The sequence below is a fragment of the Bradyrhizobium sp. 1 genome (genome assembly GCF_023073315.1).
Classification (GTDB): Bacteria; Pseudomonadota; Alphaproteobacteria; order Rhizobiales; family Xanthobacteraceae; genus Bradyrhizobium.
The window spans coordinates 162,088-186,567 of sequence record NZ_JADPJH010000034.1; the positions used below are offsets into that span (position 1 = coordinate 162,088).

Below are 24,480 nucleotides of genomic sequence, written 5' to 3' on the forward strand. Positions count from 1 at the left end.
CTTAATCGGGGGTGGAGCCCTTCGGCAGGACGGAGTGGAACATCGACTTCATGCCCGACAGCATCTCGTCGGCGACATTGGTTTTCTTCGGCCGCGGCATGGCTGCGCCAGCATCGGCACGCAGATCGAGCGGCGGCGCGATCATCGGCACGGGAATGTCAGCCGGAGGCGTGATCCGATTCGGGTCGTCGTTGCCGACCGAGGCCGTGTAGGGCGGCGACGAACCGCTATTGCCGTAGGCCTCGGGTGAGGGCGTGGACACCGTGATCGGCGGCGGCAGCGGACGGACCATGGACGGCTCGGTCGTGACGACGCGCGGGGCCTCCGGGATGCGGGCGGCTTCGCGCATCGCGGGCTCGGGGGTCCGCTCGGCCGGCTTGGTCTCGGCGGATTTGGCTTCGGCTGCCTTTGCTTCAGCAGCCTTTTCGGCCGCTTTGGCCTCAGCAGCCTTTTCAGCCGCCTTGGTCTCAGCAGATTTGCCCTCAGGCGATTTGCGCAGGCGCTCGATGGCGGCACGCGCCAGATCGTTGGCGTCGGGGGTCGCGATCGGGGATGCAGCAGCCGGCGCCGAATTGGCCTCCACCACTGGAGCGGTGGCCGCCGGAGCAGACTTCGCGGCCGCCTTCTCACGCGCCGGGGAGCGGCCGTGGGAGGTGTCGGAGGGAGCAACGTCCGCAGCCTTGGTGTCTGCAGTTTTGGTCTCGGACTTGTCGGCAGGCTTCTCGACCGCCGCCTTCTCGGTCACGTTCTTCTCTGAGACGCCCTTGGCCTTGACGCCGGGAGCGGGGAGGCTGGCGGTGTCGGCAGGCTTGCCATCCTTGCCGGCCTCGGCAGGTGCAGTGATGGCCGCAGGGGTATCAGCCGCCGGCTTGGCGTTGATGTAGTGGTTAACGATGTAAGCCCCGATGATCGTTGCGAGCACCGAGGGTAAGATATCCATCGAGATTTTAGCGAGGTATTTCAGCATTTCTCGGCCACTCCCCGCGCGATCAGATGCGGGAACTTTGGGGCATTGTAAGGGATCAACTGCGACGGATCGATGGCAAAGGTTACGGGTGCCTTACGGCTTCAGCTCGATCTCAAGGAACACGATCTCGGTTGAGGTTTCGTTAAGTACGTCATGTTGGACGCCGGTCTTGCGAAAGTAGGATTTTCCGGCCGCGAGCTGCGCCTTCGAACGCTCCCCATTCGGCGCCACGATGGTCATCTCGCCGGCCACGACGGGAACGATCACGTAGTCCATCCCGTGGGTGTGATGCCCGGTCGCGCTGCCCGGCGGTAGCCGCCATTCGGTCACCCGGACCTCTTCGTTGTCGATCTGGACCTCGGACTTGGCGGCAAGCATCGGAACTCCCCTGGGACGTGTCGCTTCAGGGCACGAACACCATGAACACGTAGACTGCAAATACCACCATATGGACCAGTCCGAACAGGACATTGGTCCTGCCCGTGCCGAAGGTCAGCATGCTCAGCAAGAATGTCAGGAACAGCAACGCGGTGTTCGCCGGGTTCAAGCCCAGCACCAGCGGCTGGTCCAGCACATAGGTGGCGAGCCCGACCGCCGGGATGGTCAAGCCGATGGTTGCGAGGGATGACCCGAGCGCCAGATTGATGCTCTTCTGGAGATCGTTCTTGCGGGCCGCCGCAACCGCGGCGACGCCTTCCGGCATCAGGATCAGAAGCGCGACCAGGAGGCCGGCAAACGCCGGCGGGGCACCGATCCTGTCGGCGACGGCGTCGACGACCAGCGAGAACTTCTTGGCGAGGAGAACGACGGCCAGCAGCGAGATCAGCAGCAGCGCGATGCTGAGCACCAGCATCTTGCCCGACAGGTGTGCCTCCCCGCCCTCGCCCTCCGCCCTCTCGTGGACGAAGTAATCCTTGTGCAGGACGGTCTGGGTATAGAGAAACACGCCATACAGCACGATCGTGACGACATCGACAAAGCCGAGCTGGATCGTCGAATAGACCGGGCCGGGTGTTGTCAGCGTGTAATTGGGCATGATCAGTGTGATGGTCGCCAGCGCGATCAGCCCGCTGAGATAGACGTTGGCGCCCGAGACCTGAAAGCCCTGCTCGCGGTAACGAAGCCCGCCGATGAAGACGCAGAGGCCGACCAGGCCGTTGCAGACGATCATCACGACCGCGAACACGGTGTCGCGCGCGAGTTCCGGCGCCGGCTTGTCGCCCAGCATGATCGTGGTGATCAGCGCGACCTCGATGATGGTGACCGCCAGCGTCAGCAGCAGCGTGCCGTAGGGCTCGCCGATCCGCTCCGCGATCACCTCGGAATGATGAACGGCCGCGAACACAGTCCCGAACAGGATCACCAGCAGGACGATCGCAAACAAGCCGCCGCCGGCCGTCAGTGTAAAGCCGTAGCCGGTCGCGGTGACGATCAGGAACAGCAGCACCGCCAGAGCGGGGAAGATCCAGGACGACCTCGGCATCGGTCCGTGCGCGCTCATGCAGACGATTCCTTCAAATGGGGGATCGATTATGCGCGAGAAGATCGCGCCCGTCAGCCCTCAGGACCCATTGATGAAGTTTCGCGCGGTCTCCAAAGCCCCGAAATCATCGAGATTTTCGTGGCCTCCCCCGGGAAACCGCACCAGCTTCTTCGGTTCGTGCGCAAGAGCAAACAGGCGTTCGCCGAACGTGATGGGAATAGCCGGATCATTCGTGCCGTGCATGATCAGCAACGGCACCGTGACGCGGGCGATTCGCTCGTCGGAGTGAAACTGGTCGCGCATCAGGAGGCGAATCGGAATGAAGCGAAAGAGCGAAGCGGCAACGTCGACCGTCGACGTGTAGGGAGCTTCCAGAATCAATTTTCCGACCGGATGCTCGGATGCGACCGCAACAGCAACGCCGGTGCCGAGCGAGAATCCCCAGGCGACGATGCGCTGTGCGTCGTAGCGTTCTGTCGCAAAGGCGTAGGCGGCTGCCGCGTCCTGCAACAGGCCCTGCTCGCTCGGCGCGCCGGTCGAGCCGGCGTAGCCGCGATAGGACAGCGCGACGAGGCCCGTGCCGTCGGCCGTGATACCTTTGAAGCGGCTGACGCGCCCTGCAAGGAAGTCGCCATTGCCCGGAAAGAACAGGACAACAGAACGCCCAGGCTTTGGCGCCACGTGCCAGACGATGACCTTCTCGCCGTCGGATGTGGTGAGGACGTGCTCTTCAGCCTGCGGAAATCCCGCGGCGGCGGGCGCGGTGCGCTCGGTGGTCGGGATCGGAAACAGCATGGCACGCTGCTTCACGAAAAGCAGGACGAGACCCGCGCAATAGCCGGCGGCAACGACGATGGCGATCCATTTCAGGAATGTCATCGCTATCGCCGGCTCTCCGGCGCTACATCGCCTTGACGATGCTCTCGGTGACCTTCTTGGCGTCGCCGAGCAGCATCATGGTGTTGTCGCGATAAAACAGCGGATTGTCGATGCCCGCATAGCCCGAAGCGAGCGAGCGCTTGATGAACATCACGGTGCCGGCCTTCCAGACCTGGAGCACCGGCATGCCGTAGATCGGCGAGGTCTTGTCGTCTTCGGCGGCCGGATTGGTGACGTCGTTGGCGCCGATCACGAAGGCGATGTCGGCCTGCGCGAACTCGGAGTTGATGTCCTCGAGCTCGAACACCTCGTCATAGGGCACGTTGGCTTCGGCAAGCAGCACGTTCATGTGGCCGGGCATGCGGCCCGCGACCGGATGAATGGCGTACTTCACCTCGACGCCTTCCTTCTTCAGGATGTCGCCCATTTCGCGCAGCGCATGCTGGGCTTGCGCCACCGCCATGCCGTAGCCGGGCACGATGATGACCTTCTGGGCGTTCTTCATGATGAAGGCGGCATCGTCGGCCGAGCCGAGCTTGACGGGCTTCTGCTCGGCACTGCCGCCGCCGGCCGCCGCGGTCTCGCCGCCGAAGCCGCCGAGGATGACCGAGATGAAGGACCGGTTCATCGCGTGGCACATGATGTAGGACAGGATCGCGCCGGACGAGCCCACCAGCGCGCCGGTGATGATCAGCGCGGAATTGCCGAGCGTGAAGCCGATGCCCGCGGCCGCCCAGCCGGAGTAAGAATTCAGCATCGAGATCACGACCGGCATGTCGGCGCCGCCGATCGGGATGATCATGAGCACGCCGAGCGCCAGCGCGATGATGACGATCAGCCAGAAGTCCAGCGCGCTGCCCGACATCACGAGACCGACGATGAAGACGACGAGCAGAACGGCAAGCACGATATTGATGATGTGACGGAACGGCAGGATGATCGGCGATCCGCTCATGCGCGCGGACAGCTTCAGGAACGCGATCACCGAGCCGGTGAAGGTCAGCGCACCGATGGCGACGCCGAGCGACATCTCGACCAGGCTCTGCGGATGGATGTTGCCGGGGGTGCCGATGTCGAAGGCCTCGGGCGCGTAGAACGCGCCGGCGGCGACCAGCACCGCGGCCATGCCGACCAGCGAGTGGAAGGCGGCGACCAGCTCCGGCATCGACGTCATCGGCACGCGGCGGGCGATCACCGCGCCGATGCTGCCGCCGATGGCGATACCGAGAATCACGAGGATCCAGGCGACGCCGTCCGCCGGCGGATGACTGGCGAGCGTGGTCGCGACCGCGATCCCCATGCCGATCATGCCGAACAAATTACCCTGGCGCGACGAAGCCGGGCTCGACAGCCCGCGCAGCGACAGGATGAACAGCACTCCCGCCACGAGATACAAAAATGCAGAGAGGTTGGCGCTCATCTCAGGTCCCCATTGATCCCTTCAGCCCGAGGTGGCCGCTTACTTCGACTTCTTCTTGTACATCGCCAGCATGCGCTGGGTGACAAGGAAGCCGCCGAAGATGTTCACGCAGGCAAAGATGAGCGCGATGAAGCCGAAGCCCCGCGCCCAGCCAGAGCCGCTCGAAACCATGCCGACGCCGACCGCGAGCAGCGCACCGACCACGATCACCGAGGAGATCGCGTTGGTCACGCTCATCAGCGGCGTATGCAGCGCAGGGGTCACCGACCACACCACGAAATAACCGACGAAAACGGCGAGAACGAAAATCGACAGCCGGAAGACGAAGGGATCGACGACCTGTGCAACATGCTCCATGGCGGCTCTCCTTAAACCTTGGGCTGGAAGTTCGGGTGGATGACGGCGCCGTCTTTCGTCAGCGCGGTCGCCTTGACGAGCTCATCGTCCCAGTTCACCGCCAGCGATTTGTTGGCCTTGTCGACCATCGTTTCGATGAAGTTGAACAAATTGCGCGCGTAGAGGCTGGAGGCCGACGCCGCGACGCGGCCGGCGACATTGGTGTAGCCGACGATCTTGATGCCATCGACCTCGGCGACCTCGCCCGGCCTTGCGCCCTCGACGTTGCCGCCGCGCTCGACGGCGAGATCGACCAGTACCGAACCCGGCTTCATCGACTTGACCATCTCGGCCGAGACGAGCTTCGGCGCGGGCCGACCCGGAATCAGCGCGGTGGTGATGACAATGTCCTGCTTCTTGATGTGCTCGGCGGTAAGCGCGGCCTGCTTGGCCTGGTATTCTTTCGACATTTCCTTGGCATAACCGCCGGCGGTCTGTGCGTTCTTGAACTCCTCGTCCTCGACGGCGAGGAATTTCGCACCGAGCGATTCCACCTGCTCCTTGGTCGCAGGCCGCACGTCGGTCGCGGTGACGACGGCGCCGAGACGGCGCGCCGTTGCGATCGCCTGCAGACCGGCAACGCCGACGCCCATCACGAACACTCTTGCGGCGGGCACGGTGCCGGCGGCGGTCATCATCATCGGGAAAGCGCGGCCGAAGGCCTCGGCGCCCTCGATCACGGCGCGGTAGCCGGCAAGGTTGGCCTGCGAGGACAGCACGTCCATCACCTGCGCGCGCGTGATGCGCGGCATCAATTCCATCGCGAAGGCGGAGACGCCGGCATCGGCGATCGTCTTCAGCGCCGCCTCGTTGCCATAGGGGTCCATGATGGCGATGACGAGCGCGCCGCGCTTGTACTGCGAAAGCTCGGAGGCCTCCGGGCGCTTCACCTTGATGATGATGTCGGCGTCCTTCAGCGCGTCGGCGCTGACGGTGGCGCCCACGGCGGTGAATTCGGAATCCGGCAGGCCCGACTTGAGGCCGGCGCCCGGCTCAATGGCGATCTCGGCGCCCAGCGCCTTGAATTTCTTCACCGTATCAGGCGAAGCGGCAACGCGCGGCTCCGACGGATCGATTTCCTTGGCAACGGCGATCTTCATAGGCCCTCCGGCGACGCGGGCAAAAACGCGCACGCGAACTTAGCGTCACTCCCGCAACGTTGGATACCGGTTTTTGGAACCGGCTTGTATGCAAATTTTATAAGCAGCCGCCGGCGCTGGCGGATGCGGCAGGCGATGGATCAGGTCAGGAAGATCGCCATCAGGATGACGATGAGCGCGACCGAGGCTGTTCCGTACTTCACCAGCTTGATGAAGCCCTCATAGGTCTGCTCGTGGGCAACATAGTCGTTGCCGTCAGCCGTGGTGTACGCCACTTCGCTATGGTCAGCCATGGATTGTCCCCAGTCGCAAGTCGAATTCTTGGGCTGGGATACCTTAATCCTTCGGGCAGGGCAACGGCAGGCAGACGCGGTTTTGCCGCAAATCGGGTCATTTGGAATTCCGATTGGCGGGAAGCCTGGACACCTTCCCGATGGTCGTGATGGTCCGGGCTGGGGCCTGTCGGCAACCCGACTGCGACCAACTCGTCGCCCGTCAAATAGCTGGACCGCGCACCCTAAGGCTGCCCGACGGAATTTTGCTGCAGATCGAGGAGACCCAGCGCGGCTCGAACCCTTGCGATCGGCTCACCGCCATCGTCGCTGAACTTCTTTCGCACGCACCCACCGTCATTGTCTCGGACGGACAGCTCGTCGAGGCCGGCGAGGAACCGATGGGTCATGTGAAAACCGAGAGCCCGATAGACCTCGAACTGTTCCTCGGAGAAGAACTGGTCACCTGTGGACTCGTGCGGGAAACGCTCGTAGCGCCGCGCATAGTCGCGAATGTAGTCGTTCTCATCTCCTGTGAGCGATGATTTGATGTAGACGAGGTGGCCGGTCTGGCCCCCGCCATAGTCGATCGTGCCGATCGCGACGTGCGGACCGTGGGACGCTTCGGGCGCCGGCGTCGGAGCCTTGCCGGCGTTGCATGCCATCCAGCCCAGCGTGCAGTTGCGGATCGGCGACCACGGCAAATCGATCAGGACGCCGAGGTCGATGCGCGCATACCTTTGCAGCGTCACCAGCGAGGAGAAGTTCATCGGGGCATCTGCCTCCGCATCCACCGCAATGATGACCTTGCAGCGGCGCCGCAACAGCTCGTAGATGCCGAGATTCTCGATATGGCCACCGTCGGTCAAATAGACGGCATCGCTGTTCTCGTAGAGCCGGCCCGAAATTTCCGACCAGAGATAGAACGGCGACGGTCTTCGCCGCCCCTCCCCGCCCTCTCCGTTCCTTTCGGCGTAACGCGGATTCCTGAGCCAGAAGCCGAGACGCACGTTGAGGAGCGCCAGGGTCGGGGTCAGCGCACGGATGGAATCCGATCCCATGTTGGACGAGGCCGCCGCACCCGAGATCGCCAGCGCCGTCGCCAGATCGAGGCCGCGATCGCCGCTCTCGAATTTCAGCGTCGAAGCGTAACCGGTCGCCTCGCTGCCCACGCACAGCGGTGCGAACACGAAGAAATCGGCGTTGCGTCCCCTGCGATTGGCGAAATCGGAGCCCTGGATGTTCAGCGCTGTGTTAATGAGGTGATAGGGAGCATGAAGCTTGCCATGGGCGCAGAGGGAGCTGAGCTTGAGATCGTCCAGAGGCTCGAGGTCTCGTCCCTGATCGATGCTGGCGACGTTCGGTTTCGGCTTGAGGCGGACGTCCGCAGCGCCCGAATGCTCGTTTTGCCGCAGCGGCTTGAACAGGAACGCCTTGCTCAGGCGGTCCCGATAGAGACGGTGCAGCGAGTTGGCATTCGGCGCGAGACACCATGATCCGCGAAACAGCACGATTGCGACCACCAGATACAGTGCTATCACCGACCAGCGCACGTTCACATCGATCTTCGGTTTGACCGCGTCGATCGTGGGGCCGAGGCCGAGCCGGCGAAGCCCGGAGGATATGGTGCCAGCGGCCGAGTTCACCCATCCCGGCGCATGCTTGATCTGCTCACCTTCCCGGCTTGCTTTCGTATGGGTGCGCCTCGTCCTCGTGCGCTTGATCTCGGCGTTCAGCGTGCCCGTCTCAGAATCGAACTGCAGCTTGCCCGCAAGGTGGGGCGTCGATCTCTTGACCGTGTCGACCTGGTCCGGCAAGGGCCATTCGACCGCGTTCTCGCAAACGCGCTTTTGCAAGGGCCTGTCGTTCGTGATGCCCCAGAACGTCAGATAGAGATAGGTGATCCAGATCAGCAGCGGCAACGCGGCGCCGGCGATCCAGATCGCCAGATTGGCCGAGTGGGCAAGCACGATCGCCAGCAGGTTGGACGTTCCCTTTCCTTTCAGCAGGTCCGCAAACTGCTGCCTGAACAGGGTGACGGCGGCGGCAATCGGCGCGGTAATGGCAGCCAGAGATTTCAGCCATGTCACGGCGACGCCCGCGACGACGCCGAGCCCGCCGTCCGAGGCTGCGTCCGCATTGTCGAACATCTCGGCGATCATGAACGGCTGAAACTCGAAGAAGGCGATCAGGAAGAGCAGCACGAGATAGGTCGCGGCTATGGTCGGCAGGCGACTGAACAGGACCGCGCCTGCGCCGTTGTCCTGCTGCGTTCTGAGACCGCGGAACTCCTGCAGCCTGTTCGCCGGAAGGTACGATCGCCAGATCGCCCACCAGAAGAACATCACGAGTCCCGCGATGCCCGCGGTGAGCGTGAGGCCGAAATGATCGACCGGCATGAACCGCGCCAGATCGCAGATCAGCCCCAGCGTGAACGCGACGCCCGCGACATAGGCGAGCAACTCCCGACGATCCCGTCTGATGTCGTCAAAGACATCGCCATATTGCCGGCACGGTGGCCCGTAGCGGTAGCGACTGAGGCCGAGGATCGCCCCAGCAAGCAGCGCGCCTATCAAAGTGAAGGCGCCGAACCAGCCGGAAATCCAATGCAGCCGGTCGCAATCGTTGTTGAGCGACACGCCGAAGACATTCGCCGCATAGAGCGCCGACCGGGCCGGATTGGAGATGATGGTGATGATGGCCAGCATCAGAACGATCGGCAGGGTGAGACCGATGTTGGCCACCAGCCCACGAACCACGATGCCAAGACCGGTCAAAAGATCGCGCGCACCGGCCGGGACGAGGTAGTTCGAATAGTTGCGGATGTGACCGACCTCGGGCGTATCGCTGACCTCGTTGGCCTTTGCGCTCTTCGCGCCGGGATTGGGCGGCTGACCGAATACGAAGCGCTTTCCAACCGTCATCGTCGCCGTCAGCGAACTGCCGATATAGCCGCCGCCGGACACGGTGGAGAGGTAGTCGATCCGCTTGATGACGTCGTGATGGTTCAGCGCTTGGAGCACGCCGAGACAAACGGCGGAAGATCGAATGCCGCCACCCGAGAGCGAGAGACCAACGACGTCGATGATCTGCCCGGGCTTGAGCTGCTCCGTGTCGATCCGGCGCTCGGGCTCCCGACGCGTGTTGATGGCTTCGATCTCACACTTGATGAGATCGTGGTGTTTCTCGCCCCAGGGCCGAAAATCAACAATACCCGCGCGCGGCGCATGATCGTCGCCAGGGGCGCGCGCCTGTTCGGCCATCCTCGCCTCCCTTGAGGCACAGGCCTAAATCAATCAGTAGCTGCAATATAAAGGGCCGGTGCCGTCCAGATTAGTCTTGCAGACGGCACAAACGTTCAATCCAACGTAGCAGGATTTCCAAAACCCATCCTGGGCGTCACCAAAAACTCGGCGGAATGGCGACACAGAGCAGGCAGGACCCGCCGCTGCCTCAGCCCATCGCTTCCAGCTCGTCGATCATGCCCGCGATGACCGAGAGACCGCCGTCCCAGAACTTCGGATCCTTGGCATCGAGCCCGAACGGCCGCAGCAGCTCGGAATAGTGCTTGGTGCCGCCGGCGGCGAGCATGTCGAGATAGCGCTCGGCAAAGCCCTCGGCCGCGTTCTCGTAGACGGCGTAGAGCGAGTTCACGAGGCAATCACCGAACGCGTAAGCGTAGACATAGAACGGCGAATGGATGAAGTGCGGGATGTACATCCAGTAATTCTCATAGCCCGCCTTGATCTCGATCGCGGGACCTAAGCTCTCGCCCTGCACCGACAGCCAGATCTCGCCAAGCCGCGTCGCGGTCAGCTCGCCGTTCTTGCGCTCGGTGTGGACCGCGCGCTCGAACGAATAGAACGCGATCTGCCGCACCACCGTGTTGATCATGTCCTCGACCTTGCCGGCGAGCAACGCCTGACGCTGCTTCGGGCTCTTGGTCTGCGCGAGCAATCGGCGGAAGGTCAGCATCTCGCCGAACACGCTCGCGGTCTCCGCCAGCGTCAACGGTGTCGGCGCCATCAGCGCGCCGTTCTTGGCCGCCAGCACCTGGTGCACGCCATGGCCGAGCTCATGCGCCAGCGTCATCACGTCGCGCGGCTTGCCCTGGTAGTTCATCAGCACGTAGGGGTGCGCCGACGGCGTGGTCGGATGCGAGAACGCGCCCGGCGCCTTGCCCGGACGCACCGGCGCATCGATCCAGCGATCGGTGAAGAAGCGCTCGGCAATGTCGGCCATGTCAGGTGAGAAGCCGCGATAGGCCGTCAGCACCATGTTGCGTGCATCGGGCCAGCCGATCACATCGGTCGCGGCAAAGGGCAGCGGCGCGTTGCGGTCCCAGTAAGCGAGCCGCTTCTTGCCGAACCACTTCGCCTTCAGGGCGTAATAGCGATGCGACAGCTTTGGATAGGCCGCGCGGACCGAAGCGACCAATGCATCCACCACCTCGCGCTCGACGCGATTGCTCAGATGCCGGGAATCCGCAACGTCCTGAAAACCACGCCAATTGTCGGAGATGTCCTTGTCCTTGGCGAGCGTGTTGGTGATCAGCGCGAAGGTGCGCTCATTGGCCTTGAAAGTTTTTGCCAGAGCTTCGGCGGCGGCCTTGCGCTTGGCACCGTCACGGTCCTGCAGGAAATTGAGCGTCGGCTCGATCGCGAGTTCCTTGGCCCCGACCTTGAAGCGCAGGCCGGAGATGGTCTGGTCGAACAGCCGGTTGAAGGCGGAATAGCCGGTCTGCGACTTCTCCAGGAACAGCTGCTCGAGCTTGTCGTCGAGCTGATACGGCTTCTCCTTGCGCAGATCCTCGATCCAGGGACGGTAGTGCGCCAACTCCGGCGCCTGCATCGCGCGGTTCAAAATATCGTCATCGACGCGATTGAGCTCGAGCGCGAAGAACAACAAATGCGTGGACGCATCCGTCAATTGCTCGGACACATCGCCGTAAAACTTTGAAATCGCAGGGTCCACGCTGTCGCCGGCGTGAACGAGACCGGCATAGGAGCCGAGACGGCCGGCCAGATCGTCGATCGCCTCATAGCGTCGCACGGCCTGCGCGAGCCATTTTCCGCCATTTTCGTTTGCTGTTCCTGTCGCGAGCTTGCCCTTGAAGTCCGTCTCGAACGCGACGCAATCGGCATCCATCTTTGCGAGATCGCGCGCCACTTCCGGCGCATCGATCCCGGAATAGAGATCGGCCAGGTTCCACTCCGGAAGCTTGCCGGTCTTGCTCGCGGGCTTGGTGGAGGGTTTTGCCTTGGTGGCGGATTTCTTGACGGCGGATTGCTTGGTGGCTGGCTTGCGGAGAGCGGGCTTCTTCAAGGCAGACTTCTTGAGAACAGACTTCGTGAGAGCAGATTTGGAGCGCGAATTCATTGTGTGGGAAACCTGTGTTCAACAATCGCGACGGCGGGCAGGGGCATCAAGGTTTAAGAGTGCGTTAATCGGCTTCGGCCAGAGTGCCCCGATTCGAGACAGATAGTAGTAGCGTGCGGGGAACACCATGGCTGCCAGTATTTTGATCGCCGACGACGACGCAGTGGCCCGCCGGCTGGTCGAGAATATGGTGCAGAAATGCGGCTATGAGACGATTGTCGTGGACTCCGGCGACGCCGCGATCGCCACCCTCACCGCCCCCGACGCACCTGTTATCGACGCCGTCATCCTCGATCTCGTGATGCCCGGCCTCGATGGCATGGGCGTGCTGGCGAAGATCCGCGACGCCGGCCTGACCGTGCCTGTCATCGTGCAGACCGCCCACGGCGGCATCGACAATGTGATCTCGGCGATGCGCGCGGGCGCGGCCGATTTCGTGGTCAAGCCGGTCGGCCTGGAGCGGCTTCAGGTTTCCTTGCGCAACGCGCTCAACGCCTCCGCGCTCAAGGGCGAATTGCAGCGCATCCGTCACAGCCGCGAGGGCCGGCTGACCTTCTCCGACATCATCACCCGCGCCGAGGCGATGGCGGGCGTGATGCGCGCCGCACAGAAGGCGGCGGGCTCGTCGATTCCCGTTCTGATCGAGGGCGAGTCCGGCGTCGGCAAGGAAATGTTCGCGCGCGCCATCCACGGCAGCGGCGAGCGCAAGGCCAAGCCGTTCGTCGCTGTCAATTGCGGCGCGATCCCCGACAATCTCGTCGAGTCCATCCTGTTCGGCCACGAGAAGGGCGCCTTCACCGGCGCCACCGAACGCCACACCGGCAAGTTCGTCGAGGCTCATGGCGGCACGCTGTTCCTGGACGAGGTCAGCGAGCTGCCGCTGACCGCGCAGGTCAAGCTGCTCCGCGCGCTCCAGGAAGGCGCGGTCGAGGCCGTCGGCGGCCGCAAGCCTGTGAAGGTCGACGTCCGCATCGTCTCCGCAACCAACCGCAGGCTGCTGGAGCGGGTGAAGCAGGGCCATTTCCGCGAGGATTTGTTCTATCGCCTCCATGTGCTGCCGCTGACGATTCCCTCGCTGCGCACCCGTCGCGAGGACATCCCGCATCTGCTGCGGCATTTCCTCGCGCGCTTTGCCGCCGAGGAGAACCGAACCATCACCGGCATCAGCGGCGAGGCCGTGGCGCACCTCGCCCAGCTCGACTGGCCCGGCAACATCCGCCAGCTCGAAAACGCGGTCTACCGCGCGGTGGTGATGAGCGAGGGCGACCAGCTGGGCCTCGACGATTTCCCCCTGCTCGCCTCGCAGCCGCATGTCGACATGGAGATTCCGACCGCACCATTGATGCTGGAGCCGATCGCGGCACCCTCGATGATATCGGGTAGTGAAATACCGATTGTACCGTTGTCCCCGGCGGGATCCCTCGCCATGCTGACCCCAACCGGCGACGTCCGCCCGCTTGAGGACATGGAGAACGAGATCATCCGCTTCGCGATCTCGCATTACCGCGGACAGATGTCCGAGGTCGCCCGCCGCCTCAAAATCGGCCGGTCCACCCTTTACCGAAAACTCGACGAAGCCGGGGTTCCCGGCCATGGCGGGAAAAGCGGCGAGGAGACGCACTGAGCCTCATGCGAACGGAGGTTCGCGCGACGCCTGCGGGACGGTCGTAAGCCGTTCGCATGACGGCAGAATTCGACCGCGACTTGAACCGTGACATGGAAGTGACAGACAGAGGGAAAAGCGCGTGGTGCAACCGCACAATCCGTTGCCAAGAGGCTCTCTTGAAGTCAGTTTGTCGTGAGTTGCCCCGGGTAGCGCTGGCTGCGAAATCGGGGCCTGTATATCGTCTGCGTAAGAATCGTTGCGTGCAGGCGTGCAACTTTCAAGAGGCCGGCGCGATTTAGCCGAAGCTCAATAGGCGATAACGAAAGCTGTTCCACGAGGGACAGTTCACCCGAGGGGTGCGACACAATGCGTGACTGTTTGAACCACCGTCGAGGCTTTGACCGCGTCTTGATGACGGTCGCGGCGACCTTCCTCACGGTATCGGCCGGCTCGGCGCTGGCGCAGGATCAGGCGCGCAGCAGCGCGGCCGACCTCGCGATCGAAGCCGCGATCCCGCGGCCCGAGCCCGCAAACGTCCCGCCCCCGACCGCCTCCGACATCAAGCTCGACACCACCGCCACAGTGCAGGACGCCCCGAAGGAAACTGCGAAGGACCCGGTGAAGGCCGAAGCCGCTCCCGCACCGGACAAGGTCGAGACCAAGCCTTCCGACGTTGCAACGACGCCCGCGCCTGAGGCGCCGAAGAGCGAGACTGCCAAGTCTGAGCCCGCAAAGTCTGAGCCCGCCAAGGCCGACACTGCGACGGCAACGCCGGCCGCGCCTGCGGCCCCCGCCGCCGCGGCAGCTCCAGCCGCCGAGCCAGTCAAGGCCGCGAGCAACGTTCCCGCTGCCGACCAGCCGGTCGCCGACAAGCTCAAGGACATCATCGGCGCCAAGACCTCGCGCCATTTCGACCGCAAGAACGAGCGCGCCGCGATCGAGAAGTTTTACGGTGCGCGCGACTTCGCGCCGGTCTGGACGCAGGCCGGCAGCCTGACTGCTGCGGCCAAGGGCGTGATCGCGCGGCTGAAGGATGCCGCCTCCGACGGCCTCAACCCGGCCGACTATCCGGTGCCGGATTTCGCTGCCGCCACCACGCCCGATGCGCTCGCCGATGCCGAGCTGAAGCTCACCGCCAGCATGTTCGACTATGCGCGCCAGGCGCAGAGCGGCCGCATGCACTGGTCGCAGGTCAGCGCCGACATCCTCTATCCCGAGCATCCGATCGATCCGAGCGACGTGCTCGCCAAGGTCACGACCGCGACCGACGCCTCCGCAGCGCTGGACAGCTACAACCCGCCGCAAAAGCTCTACAAGGAGCTGAAGGCCAAGCTTGCGGAGCTCCGCGGCCAGGGCAGCGGTCCGGTGGTCGAGATCGCCGACGGTCAGTTGCTGAAATACACCCCGGCCGGCAAGAAGCAGGCTGAGATCGTTATGGACGATCCGCGCGTGCCGCAACTGCGCGCCAAGCTCGGCCTCGCCGAGAACGCCAGCGACACCCGCTATGACGCGACGGTGGCCGAAGCCGTGCGCAAATTCCAGAACAGCGTTGAGATGAAGGCGACCGGCATTCTCGACGACAAGACCGTCAAGGCGATCAACACGCCGAAGCGCGACAAGCAGATCGACGTGGTGCTGGTGAACATGGAGCGCTGGCGCTGGCTGCCACGCGACCTCGGCGTGCCCTCGCTGGGCGATGCCTATGTCATCCTCAACATTCCCGACTACACGCTGAAGGTGATGCAGCGCGGCCAGCAGGTCTGGACCACCCGCGTCGTCACCGGCAAGCCGGGCCAGCACGCCACCCCGCTGCTGACCGAGACGATGAAGTACATCACGGTCAACCCGACCTGGAACGTGCCGCCGTCGATCGTCTATGGCGAATATCTGCCGGCATTGCAGCAGGACCCGACCGTGCTTCAGCGCATGGGCCTCAAGCTCGAGCAGAACCGCGACGGCTCGGTGCACATCTCGCAGCCGCCCGGTGAAGCCAACGCGCTCGGCCGCATCCGCTTCAATTTCCCGAACAAGTTCCTGGTCTATCAGCACGACACGCCGGACAAGAACCTGTTCGCCCGAGACGAGCGCGCCTTCAGCCATGGCTGCATGCGCGTGCAGAACCCGGATCAATACGCGTCGGTGCTGCTCAACATCGCGCTGCCGAACGAGAAGTACACGCCGGAACGCGTGCGCAGCATGTACGGCAAGGGCGAAGTCGACCTGAAATTCCCGACGCCGATCCCGGTCAACATCACCTACCAGACCGCGTTCGTGGACGAGGGCGGTAAGCTGCAATTCCGCAAGGACGTCTATGGCCGCGACGCGACCATGACCAACATCCTGAAGAACGGCCGCGGCAAGGATCTCGAGAACGTCGTCGCCCACTCCCAGCCGAGCTATTCGCGCCCGGCAACGACGCTGCCGAACGGCGTGTTGGCGGCCAACAATGGCGGCTCGTCCGGCCCGAACTTCTTCGAGCGGCTGTTCGGGGCTCCGTCCGCGCCGCCGGCTCCGGTCGGCCGCAAGCCGCAGCAGCGGGTGTTCACCCGCTGAGCCCGGTTCGGCCTCGGCAGCTCATTTCTTGAAATTCTACAACAAAATCAGCGACCTCATTCCCTGGATGGGGTCGCTTAACGTTAACCATTCTCCACCCGCGCTCGGGCAGCGGGCGTTTTTTTGCCACACTCAAGCGTTTAGGTTTGTATTCTGACTTGGTTTTGGGGGCGGGAAGGTCAACCTCGAATTAACCTTCTCGCTTTAACAAAGCGTTCACCCTCTTTCGCGCGCTAACGGGGTTGGCGGGAGAGTCCATTTTGAACGCTGGTCGACTGGGTGGGCTCTAACGTGCTGACTGGTCTTGCACGCCAATTCGCTGTGCTGTCGTTGTCCCATGCGGGAGTGAAGGCCGGATCCCGGATCGGCCTAGCTTCCGTATTGCTGCTTGCTGCCGCGGGCTCTGTCCACAACGCCGCCGCGCTGAACGAGACCAAGACGCTCTCTTTCCACCACACCCATTCCGGCGAAGACCTCACCGTCACCTTCAAGCGCGATGGGCGCTACGACGAAGCGGCGCTGAAGCAGCTCAACCACTTCCTGCGCGACTGGCGCACCCAGGACGAGACGGTCATGGACCGTCACCTCTTCGACATCCTCTGGGAAGTCTATCGCGACGTCGACGGCAAGCAGCCGATCCAGATCATCTCCTCCTACCGCTCCCCCGCCACCAACGCCATGCTCCGCCGCCGCTCCTCCGGTGTGGCGCGCTTCAGCCAGCACATGCTGGGACATGCGATGGACTTCCACATTCCAGGCGTGCCGCTGGAGCAGATCCGCTTCGCCGGCCTGCGCCTGCAGCGCGGCGGCGTCGGCTTCTATCCGACCTCCGGCTCGCCGTTCGTGCATCTGGACACCGGCAGCATCCGGCACTGGCCGCGCATGACACATGACCAGCTCGCCCGCGTGTTCCCGGACGGTCGCACGGTCCATGTCCCGACCGACGGCAACCCGCTGAAGGGCTATGAGCTCGCCAAGGCCGATATCGAGCGGCGCGGCAGTGGCGATGACGGCGCCAGCAAGCCGGGCTTCTTCGCCGCCCTGTTCAAGGGCAAGCCGGCTCCGGCCGCCGCGAGCAGCGACGAGGATGACGAGGGCGCGCCCGCGCCGGCCGCGAAGCCTCTCGCGCCGACCGTGGTCGCCGCAGCAGCCAAGCCTGCCGAAACAAAGCCTGCCGATCCGGTGCCGACGCCGCGCGCCAAGCCGTCCGTTGCCGCCACGATCCAGCTTGCCTCCGCCGACGCGCAGCTCGTTGCGCCGCCCAAGCCGAAGCCCGCGCCCGTGGCTGACAAGCCCGCGGCCGGCAAATCTGCTGATGCAAAGCCCGAGACCCCGGCCGACATCATCAATGCCCGCGGCTTCTGGGATGCCCCGGCCACGCCGCAACAGGCGACGCCCGCGCAGATCGCCGCGCTGAGGGCTCGCCAAGCGCTTGCAGCCGCCACCGATCCGCAACCGACCGCAAGCGTCTCCAACGCAACTCTTCAGGCGCTGGCCTACGCGCCGGCCGCCTCCCCGGTCGACCGCGCCAATGTCGTCGCCGCTTCCGCGCCGATCCCGCGCTCCACCCGTCCAGCCGCGGCCGCGCGCAACCTCGCGCCCGCGACCGAGATCAACAGTGTGGTCGGCAAGAGCACCGACGGCATGATCGCGACCGCGACCCGGCTGTCCGCGGCCAAGGGCGGAAGCATCTGGCTGAAGATCGTGATGCTGTCGCCAAGCGCCAGCCGCGCGATGTCGGTCACGCTGATGGGCGAACTCGATATGGCGACACTGCGTGGCTATTTCGTCAAGCCGCAGGCCGTTGTCGCGATGGGCTTCACCGACGATCCGATGCAGGGCCTGTCCTGCGACAATTTTTCGGGCAGCGCGACGGCGAAGCTCCAGACGTCGTCGTTCGTGGTCCGCACCGCCGCGCTGCGCTGAAATTTTTCCCTGGCACTGTTCGCTCAGCCATAACTTCGAAATATCCCACTGGCCTGCGGCTATACGCCTGGACTAGCGCGCACTGTGTTCGCTCGTCCGGGACCACAGACGAACGGATTTTGCCCAAGCTTGGTGCGCATCTGCACTAAGGAGGATTCCCTCACTTCCAACGGGTAATCACCCGGTATCGCGGCGCATCCCAACCGCGCATTGTGGCAACGCGCGAAAAGCCCAAAAAGGACAGTAGGAGCGTGCGATGTCAGTTCCATGCAAGTCTGAGCTCAGCCTTCTGAAGGACGACGAGCGCGAAGTCATACTGAATACACACCATCCCCTGATTGGAGAGATGGAGCGTGACGGGCTTGAGAGCCTTCGCACCCGCCTTCGGGATCTCCGCGACAGGGAGCGTACATTGTCGCGGCATCGACGCCGCGAAACAAAGGGAACAGCCGACCCGCGCGGCAAGAGTTTCTCCGGAACGGCAGAGCACGCAAACCGGCGCCAATCGGTTTTCGCTGCTGCCATCAAACGCGTTAAGAACGAGCTGAGGCGCATCCGAAAGTTTGAAGCGCAACGTGAGCTCGGGGCAGCGGCGCGACGGGCATTGGCACTCCGTCGGGCGCGTCAGTTTTCTCGACCGCAGACGACCCCAACTTCGCATGACGGGATGCGGTCCATCCCAAGCCGTCGCCGGATCAAGAAACTTCCACCGGAAACAATCGGAAGAGTTTCGCAGGCCAACAAGCGGGCGCAGGCCCGACGAGACTCCAAACGCTGACGCGATCCCGGATTTCGCTGCACTCCATCAAGACTACAACTCCGCTGCTTTTATCCCGCTTTCCGGCGCCGGCGATCCAGATGATACGTCAACGCCAGCGACAGGCAGGCGGTGAGCTCCTGCTTCGGCAGCCTGCCAGCCATCGGCAGCAGCAACGCCCTGGTCTGCCGATACTCGAACTGATCGGGAAAGCGCTCGCGAAAGGTATCGACCAGCGTCGTCTTGCAGTTGAAGAGAATGGCGGCGTGGCCGGAGTCCTTGAGGCGGCCGAGCCGGATCGTGGAGCCACTGCCGGTCTCATCCGTCAAATAAGCGGGCTCGCCCCATTTCAGGGTCTCGGTGAGGCGGCCGATTTCGTCATGCGCCGCCGCAGTCGCGAAGATCAGATCACGCACCTGGAGCAGCCGCCCGCCGATCGGCGCAGGGAGAGCGTCGAACGCACGGCTCACCTCGCGCGGCAGCTTCGGCGCAGTCACGACGTCTCTCCCGACTAAAAACTCTGGCTCGTCGCTCCGGCTCGCCCTGGCTTTCGCCAGGACGAGAGTGATGGCCTCAGAGCATCCCCAGCGCCTGCATGTAGGTCTCGAGAATGGTCTCGGCCTCGGCGCGCTCGTTCGGGTCCTGCTTGCGCATACGCACGATGGTGCGCAGCGCCTTGACGTCGTAGCCGTTGCCCTTGGCTTCGGCGAAGACGTCGCGGATGTCGTCGGAGATCGCCTTCTTCTCTTCCTCCAGCCGCTCGATGCGCTCGATGATGGATTTGAGCTGGTCCTTGGCAAATTTCGTCGCGGGCTCGTCGTCGCGGACGGCGGCGGTGGTGGCCATCTTGGTACTCCAAATAGAACTGGCAAAACGAGGTGACGCCGGCATCCTCACCGCGCGTGCTGGGTAGAACCCTTAGGGTTGGCGCCACCTGCGTTCAAGCAAGCATCGCGCTCGTCCACAGCGCGCCCACACCTTCCTGCGGGGAGCGGAAGAAAGCTGTTGTGTGGTGCGACTCAAGGGCCGCGGTTACTGCCCGTGGGGATGGACCTTCTTCATCGCCTCGATCTGCTCCGGCGTGGCCGTGCCCTGGTGCTTCGATTTCCAGGTCTCGTAGGGCATGCCGTAGACGGCCTCGCGGCTCTCGTCCTTGCTCAAGACGACGCCTTGCGCGTCGGCGGCGTCCTTGAGCCAGTTGGACAGGCAATTGCGGCAAAAGCCGGCGAGATTCATCAGGTCGATGTTCTGGACGTCCGTTCGCTCCCGCAAATGGTCGAGCAGGCGCCGGAAAGCGGCCGCCTCGAGCTCCGTTCTGGTTTTGTCATCGATGGCCATAGCTGGATCCCTTAACTGCCCTTTGGCTACCCCTGAAATCGTCACCCTTACGGGATCAGGTGGGGTCCTGTCACAGATTTTGCCATATCGCGGCGCAAACGGGCCAAAGCCCGGCTTTGGGCGGTTCCCCCCGGCCCTACGCCAAATCGTCAATCATCTGGTATACGTTCCGCGACAATGATCGCCGAATCTCCCCGCTCCCCCCTTCGCCTGCTCGCCCGGTTGGTCCCGGTGCTGGTGGTTGGCCTGCTGTGCCTGTGGGCGAGCCCCGCCGCCGCCGATTTCCGGCTCTGCAACAACACCTCGAGCCGGGTCGGCATCGCGCTCGGCTACAAGGATGCCGAGGGCTGGACCACCGAGGGCTGGTGGAACATCTCGTCCCGCTCCTGCGAGACCCTGCTGCGGGGAACGCTGGTTGCCCGCTACTATTACATCTACGCGATCGACTATGACCGCGGTGGCGAATGGTCGGGCCAGGCCTTCATGTGCTCGCGCGACAAGGAGTTCACCATCCGCGGCACCGAGGATTGCCTCGCGCGCGGCTACGACCGGACCGGCTATTTCGAGGTCGACACCGGCGAGCAGCGCGCCTGGACGGTGCAGCTGACCGATGCCAACGAACAGCCGGCGCAGCAGCAGCGCGTACCCGGCCTGCCGGGTCCGATCGGCCCGGGTGGCGGCGTTCCGGGTTTGCCCAATAGTCCGCCCGGTGGTACGCCCCCCGCCGCGCCTGGCCTCCCGCCAGTTCCCTCACCACCGTCTGGAAATAAGCCATGAGGCGTCTTCGCCGTATCAAGATTCTCGCGACCCTCGGACCCGCCTCGTCGGACCTCGCGATGATCCGCCGCCTGTTCGAGGCCGGCGCCGACGTATTCCGCATCAACATGAGCCACACCCCGCATGACAAGATGCGGGAGCTGGTCGCGACGATCCGCAACGTCGAGAGTAGCTACGGCCGGCCGATCGGCATCCTGGTCGACTTGCAGGGCCCCAAGCTCCGGCTCGGTGCGTTCGCCGAGGGCGCGGTGCAGCTTCAGAACGGCCAGACCTTTACGCTGGATTCCGACAAGACCCCGGGCGATGTCAATCGCGTCAATCTCCCGCACCCGGAGATCCTGGCTGCGCTGCGACCGGGCCATTCCCTGCTGCTCGACGACGGCAAGGTCCGCCTGATCGCCGAGGAGACCACGAAGGAGCACGCGGTGACGCGTGTCGTGGTCGGCGGCCGGATGTCCGACCGCAAGGGCGTCAGCCTGCCCGACACCGATCTGCCGGTCTCGGCGATGACGCCGAAGGACCGCGCCGACCTCGAAGCCGCTCTGGTCACCGGCGTCGACTGGATCGCATTGTCTTTCGTGCAGCGCGCCGACGACGTGATCGAAGCCAAGAAGATGATCCGCGGCCGCGCCGCCGTGATGGCCAAGATCGAGAAGCCGCAGGCGATCGACCGCCTTGCCGACATCATCGAGGTCTCCGACGCCCTGATGGTGGCGCGTGGCGACCTCGGCGTCGAGCTGCCGCTCGAGCGCGTGCCGAGCCTGCAGAAGCAGATGACCCGGATGGCGCGCCGCGCCGGCAAGCCGGTGGTGGTCGCGACCCAGATGCTGGAATCGATGATCCAGTCGCCGGTGCCGACCCGCGCCGAAGTCTCCGACGTTGCCACCGCCGTCTATGAAGGCGCCGACGCCATCATGCTGTCGGCGGAATCGGCGGCCGGCAAATTCCCGGTCGAGGCAGTCTCGACCATGAACCGCATCGGCGAAGAGGTCGAACGCGACCCGATCTATCGTTCTGTGCTCACCGCCCAGCGCCCGGCGCCCGAAGCGACCGCCGGCGACGCTATCGCCGACGCCGCGCGACAGGTCGCCGAAACGCTCGACCTGCCCGCCCTGATCTGCTGGACCAGCTCGGGCTCGACCGCCGCGCGCGTCGCACGCGAGCGGCCGAAACCGCCGATCGTGGCGATCACGCCGAACATTCAGGCCGGACGCCGGCTCGCGGTGGTCTGGGGCGTGCATTGCGTCGTGGCGGACGATGCGCGCGACCAGGATGACATGGTGAGCCGCGCCGGCCAGATTGCCTTCCGTGACGGTTTTGTCCGCGCCGGTCAGCGCGTGATCATCGTCGCCGGCGTGCCGCTCGGCATCCCCGGCACCACCAACATGCTGCGCATTGCTTCGGTCGGTCCCGAGGGCGACGCGAATATTTGAGGCGACCTGGCGCAGCCAGAACAAAAATGGCGAAAACAACCCCATGCACAGTAGCCGGCGGGTCCGGCTGGTTTGCTGCGGTTTGTCGAAAAGTTGCGCTCAGGCAATGACCTGAGCGCAATCAGGTCTCGGCCTCGGTCGCGCCCTGCTTTTTACACCCCGACCAGCGCTTTCGCGGTCGGCAGCAGCGTCTGCTGCACCACCAGACCCCGGGCCCGGGCGTCCATGACGCCGACGGCGCGCAGCGCCAGCAACGTCACGGTCTGGACGGCGTCGCGCATTCTGGCGGGATCTTCGAGATTGTCCGGCGCGAGCGGCCCGACCAGCGATTCATGCAACGCGCCGAGCAGCGCGGTGGCGGCCAGCGCAGTGTCCTGCGCCGGCAAATGACCGGCGCGCACGGCGGCATCGATCCGGGCTGCCATCTCGCCGGCAATCTCGCGCCGGCTGGCGAGCCTGGAGGCACTGACATCGACATCGACAGGCTCGGCCAAAATGCCCCAGGCCAGCCTGCGCTGCGACAGCGTATGGACCGCCACGGTGGTAACGGCGGCCGCCAGCGCCGAGGACGGACCGGGTGCGGCGTCGGCCGCCCGGCGGATCGCCGCGAGCTCGTCGCGGGAAACCTCGGCGATCAATTCGGAGATCAATTCGGCCTTGGACGGGAAGTAGCGGTAGACCGTCCCCGCCGCGACACTGGCGCGGACCGCGACCGGCGCGATCTGCACCGCCGCCATCCCGCCTTCCGCCGCGGCCTCCCGCGCCGCCGCCAGTATCGCACTGCGCCTGGCCGCAAGGCGCTTAACCACTTGATGCGTTCGCCGATAAACCATGGCGCGCTTCCTGTCCCACACGCTAGCCACACGCCCTGCGGCCGAACGCTTAGTCACTGATTTCGCTGCAAATCGCCCCGCAAGGACTGAACAACTATTCAAAGGTGATGACAAGAAGCAAATGCGTGAAATGTAAGGGTAAAGAGGCGTGACGCGCCAATCATTCAAATTGCGTCGATCCGATTGGCAAAAGGTTGATCCTCGCCGTTACCGCCATTTTAAGGCGACCCCACCACTGTGCCGAGATACTGCGATTCCACACTGGTGCAGCATGCTCGATACGGACTCAAGGACCGCCTGGCAGCTGTTCCAGCTGAACTGGCTTCCCATCGTTGCCATGGGCAGCCTGCTGGCGTTCGGCCTGCCCGCCACCGGTCTGAGCCTCGAGCCCGTCGCCTACGGCATCACGCTGGCGATCGCCGCACTGCTGATCGCAATCGCCTATCGTCATCAGCTCGCCAAGGGCGAGCTTGCCGATCCGAAACTGGTGTTCTCGCTCGGCACGATCGGACAAGTCATGCTCACCTGTGCCATCGTCGGACCGCTGAGCTACGTCGCAGGCAAAATGAACTGGCCGCTCCAGGACGACGCACTGCTTGCGATCGACCGCGCGTTCGGCCTCGATCCCGAACCGATCGTAAGCTACGTCAACGATCATCCCTGGCTCGCCGACCTGCTGGCCCGTGGCTACGGACTGATCAAATGGCCGCTGCTCGCCATTCCCGTCGTGTTGACGCTGACGGCGCGCCATGTGCGGCTGCAGGTGTTCATGCTCGCGATGAGCCTTGCGCTCGCAGTCACCATCGCGATCTCCGCAATGGTGCCGGCGATCGGCACCTATTACGGGCTGCAATTGTCGGCCGCGCATTTTCCCGAGATCAACACCATGGTCTATGCTGGGCAGTTGCGTGATATTTTGGCGCTGCGCGACGGCAGCCTGCACGAGCTGCGGCTGTTCTTCCTCTCCGGCATCGTCTCGTTTCCGAGCTTTCACGCCGCGTCCGCCGTGCTCTACATGTGGGCGCTGTGGCCGGTGCGCGGCATCGGCGGCATCGCGGCCGCGCTCAACCTGTTGATGATCGCGGCCACGCCGGTGATCGGCGCGCATTATCTCGTCGACCTCGCCGGCGGCATCGCGGTCGCCGCAGCGTCGATATGGGTGACGAAATTCTATGTCGAGCGGCTCGGGCGGACGTCCGTGTCTGCTACGCCTGTGCCCGCACCGGTCTGGCAGCCGAGCCTCGCAGAATGACGGATAGCGGCGAGCTGCCGTAGGGTGGGTTAGCCGAAGGCGTAACCCACCTCTTTATTTTCCGCACAGACAAGACGTGGTGGGTTACGCTGCGCTAACCCACCCTACA

21 protein-coding genes are annotated in these 24,480 nt (G+C 64.2%); 6 read left to right on the forward strand and 15 right to left on the reverse strand.

Going from position 1 to position 24,480, the window contains the following annotated elements:
* Position 1 precedes the first annotated feature (1 nt).
* The 10 genes from IVB29_RS30735 to IVB29_RS30780 all read right to left on the reverse strand — a co-directional run bounded on the left by IVB29_RS30735 (position 2) and on the right by IVB29_RS30780 (position 11,896).
* Positions 2-967 (reverse strand): hypothetical protein, encoded by a 966-nt coding sequence (locus tag IVB29_RS30735; RefSeq protein ID WP_247507161.1) that lies wholly within the window; start codon positions 965-967, stop codon positions 2-4.
* Positions 968-1,060: 93 nt separating this feature from the next.
* Positions 1,061-1,345: a cupin domain-containing protein gene (locus IVB29_RS30740; protein WP_247507162.1), complete on the reverse strand. Its 285-nt coding sequence runs from the start codon at positions 1,343-1,345 to the stop codon at positions 1,061-1,063.
* A gap of 25 nt (positions 1,346-1,370) precedes the next feature.
* A complete protein-coding gene (locus IVB29_RS30745; RefSeq protein ID WP_247507163.1) occupies positions 1,371-2,468 on the reverse strand; it encodes an ionic transporter y4hA in 1,098 nt (365 codons plus the stop codon).
* 60 nt (positions 2,469-2,528) lie between these two features.
* Complete coding sequence (locus tag IVB29_RS30750; protein WP_247507164.1) at positions 2,529-3,329, reverse strand: alpha/beta hydrolase; 801 nt, start codon at positions 3,327-3,329, stop codon at positions 2,529-2,531.
* 22 nt (positions 3,330-3,351) lie between these two features.
* The gene (locus tag IVB29_RS30755) at positions 3,352-4,749 is read right to left on the reverse strand and encodes an NAD(P)(+) transhydrogenase (Re/Si-specific) subunit beta (RefSeq protein ID WP_247507165.1); all 1,398 of its coding nucleotides are present in this window, start codon (positions 4,747-4,749) and stop codon (positions 3,352-3,354) included.
* Positions 4,750-4,788: 39 nt separating this feature from the next.
* Positions 4,789-5,106 (reverse strand): proton-translocating transhydrogenase family protein, encoded by a 318-nt coding sequence (locus IVB29_RS30760; RefSeq protein WP_247507166.1) that lies wholly within the window; start codon positions 5,104-5,106, stop codon positions 4,789-4,791.
* A gap of 11 nt (positions 5,107-5,117) precedes the next feature.
* A complete protein-coding gene (locus IVB29_RS30765) occupies positions 5,118-6,245 on the reverse strand; it encodes a Re/Si-specific NAD(P)(+) transhydrogenase subunit alpha (RefSeq protein ID WP_247507167.1) in 1,128 nt (375 codons plus the stop codon).
* A gap of 140 nt (positions 6,246-6,385) precedes the next feature.
* Positions 6,386-6,538: an aa3-type cytochrome c oxidase subunit IV gene (locus IVB29_RS30770; protein WP_008136857.1), complete on the reverse strand. Its 153-nt coding sequence runs from the start codon at positions 6,536-6,538 to the stop codon at positions 6,386-6,388.
* A 224-nt stretch (positions 6,539-6,762) separates the two neighbouring features.
* Entirely contained in the window at positions 6,763-9,780 is a 3,018-nt protein-coding gene (locus IVB29_RS30775) for a patatin-like phospholipase family protein (RefSeq protein WP_247507168.1), read from the reverse strand.
* Between the two features lie 190 nt (positions 9,781-9,970).
* Positions 9,971-11,896, reverse strand: a complete 1,926-nt coding sequence (locus IVB29_RS30780) for a M3 family oligoendopeptidase (RefSeq protein ID WP_247507169.1) — start codon at positions 11,894-11,896, stop codon at positions 9,971-9,973.
* Positions 11,897-12,023: 127 nt separating this feature from the next.
* Between IVB29_RS30780 and IVB29_RS30785 the strand changes: the two genes are divergently transcribed.
* From IVB29_RS30785 to IVB29_RS30795, 3 genes are all read left to right on the forward strand, one after another.
* On the forward strand, positions 12,024-13,520 hold the full coding sequence (locus tag IVB29_RS30785; RefSeq protein WP_247507170.1) for a sigma-54 dependent transcriptional regulator: 1,497 nt from the start codon (positions 12,024-12,026) through the stop codon (positions 13,518-13,520).
* Positions 13,521-13,868: 348 nt separating this feature from the next.
* Positions 13,869-16,055: a L,D-transpeptidase family protein gene (locus IVB29_RS30790; RefSeq protein WP_247507171.1), complete on the forward strand. Its 2,187-nt coding sequence runs from the start codon at positions 13,869-13,871 to the stop codon at positions 16,053-16,055.
* 279 nt (positions 16,056-16,334) lie between these two features.
* Positions 16,335-17,981, forward strand: coding sequence for a DUF882 domain-containing protein (locus IVB29_RS30795; protein ID WP_247507172.1), 1,647 nt, complete (start codon positions 16,335-16,337; stop codon positions 17,979-17,981).
* Positions 17,982-18,240: 259 nt separating this feature from the next.
* On the opposite strand, the gene IVB29_RS30800 is transcribed toward IVB29_RS30795, so the two are convergent.
* The 4 genes from IVB29_RS30800 to IVB29_RS30815 form a co-directional block, all read right to left on the reverse strand.
* Positions 18,241-18,555 (reverse strand): hypothetical protein, encoded by a 315-nt coding sequence (locus tag IVB29_RS30800; RefSeq protein ID WP_247507173.1) that lies wholly within the window; start codon positions 18,553-18,555, stop codon positions 18,241-18,243.
* Between the two features lie 254 nt (positions 18,556-18,809).
* Positions 18,810-19,235: a DUF1801 domain-containing protein gene (locus tag IVB29_RS30805; protein WP_247507174.1), complete on the reverse strand. Its 426-nt coding sequence runs from the start codon at positions 19,233-19,235 to the stop codon at positions 18,810-18,812.
* A 76-nt stretch (positions 19,236-19,311) separates the two neighbouring features.
* Positions 19,312-19,584, reverse strand: a complete 273-nt coding sequence (locus tag IVB29_RS30810; RefSeq protein ID WP_092034603.1) for a DUF2312 domain-containing protein — start codon at positions 19,582-19,584, stop codon at positions 19,312-19,314.
* Positions 19,585-19,770: 186 nt separating this feature from the next.
* Complete coding sequence (locus IVB29_RS30815) at positions 19,771-20,076, reverse strand: DUF1244 domain-containing protein (RefSeq protein WP_247507175.1); 306 nt, start codon at positions 20,074-20,076, stop codon at positions 19,771-19,773.
* A gap of 177 nt (positions 20,077-20,253) precedes the next feature.
* Here IVB29_RS30815 and IVB29_RS30820 point away from each other — a divergent pair, with 177 nt between their 5' ends.
* Together IVB29_RS30820 and pyk are read left to right on the forward strand one after the other, a co-directional pair.
* Positions 20,254-20,853, forward strand: coding sequence for a DUF1036 domain-containing protein (locus IVB29_RS30820; protein ID WP_247507176.1), 600 nt, complete (start codon positions 20,254-20,256; stop codon positions 20,851-20,853).
* The gene (pyk, locus tag IVB29_RS30825) at positions 20,850-22,286 is read left to right on the forward strand and encodes a pyruvate kinase (RefSeq protein WP_247507177.1); all 1,437 of its coding nucleotides are present in this window, start codon (positions 20,850-20,852) and stop codon (positions 22,284-22,286) included. Before IVB29_RS30820 ends, pyk begins: the two co-directional genes overlap by 4 nt.
* A gap of 152 nt (positions 22,287-22,438) precedes the next feature.
* Here pyk and IVB29_RS30830 read toward each other — a convergent pair whose 3' ends face one another.
* Positions 22,439-23,119, reverse strand: coding sequence for a TetR family transcriptional regulator (locus tag IVB29_RS30830; RefSeq protein WP_247507178.1), 681 nt, complete (start codon positions 23,117-23,119; stop codon positions 22,439-22,441).
* A 271-nt stretch (positions 23,120-23,390) separates the two neighbouring features.
* Here IVB29_RS30830 and IVB29_RS30835 point away from each other — a divergent pair, with 271 nt between their 5' ends.
* Entirely contained in the window at positions 23,391-24,371 is a 981-nt protein-coding gene (locus IVB29_RS30835) for a phosphatase PAP2 family protein (RefSeq protein ID WP_247507179.1), read from the forward strand.
* Positions 24,372-24,480: the final 109 nt, after the last annotated feature.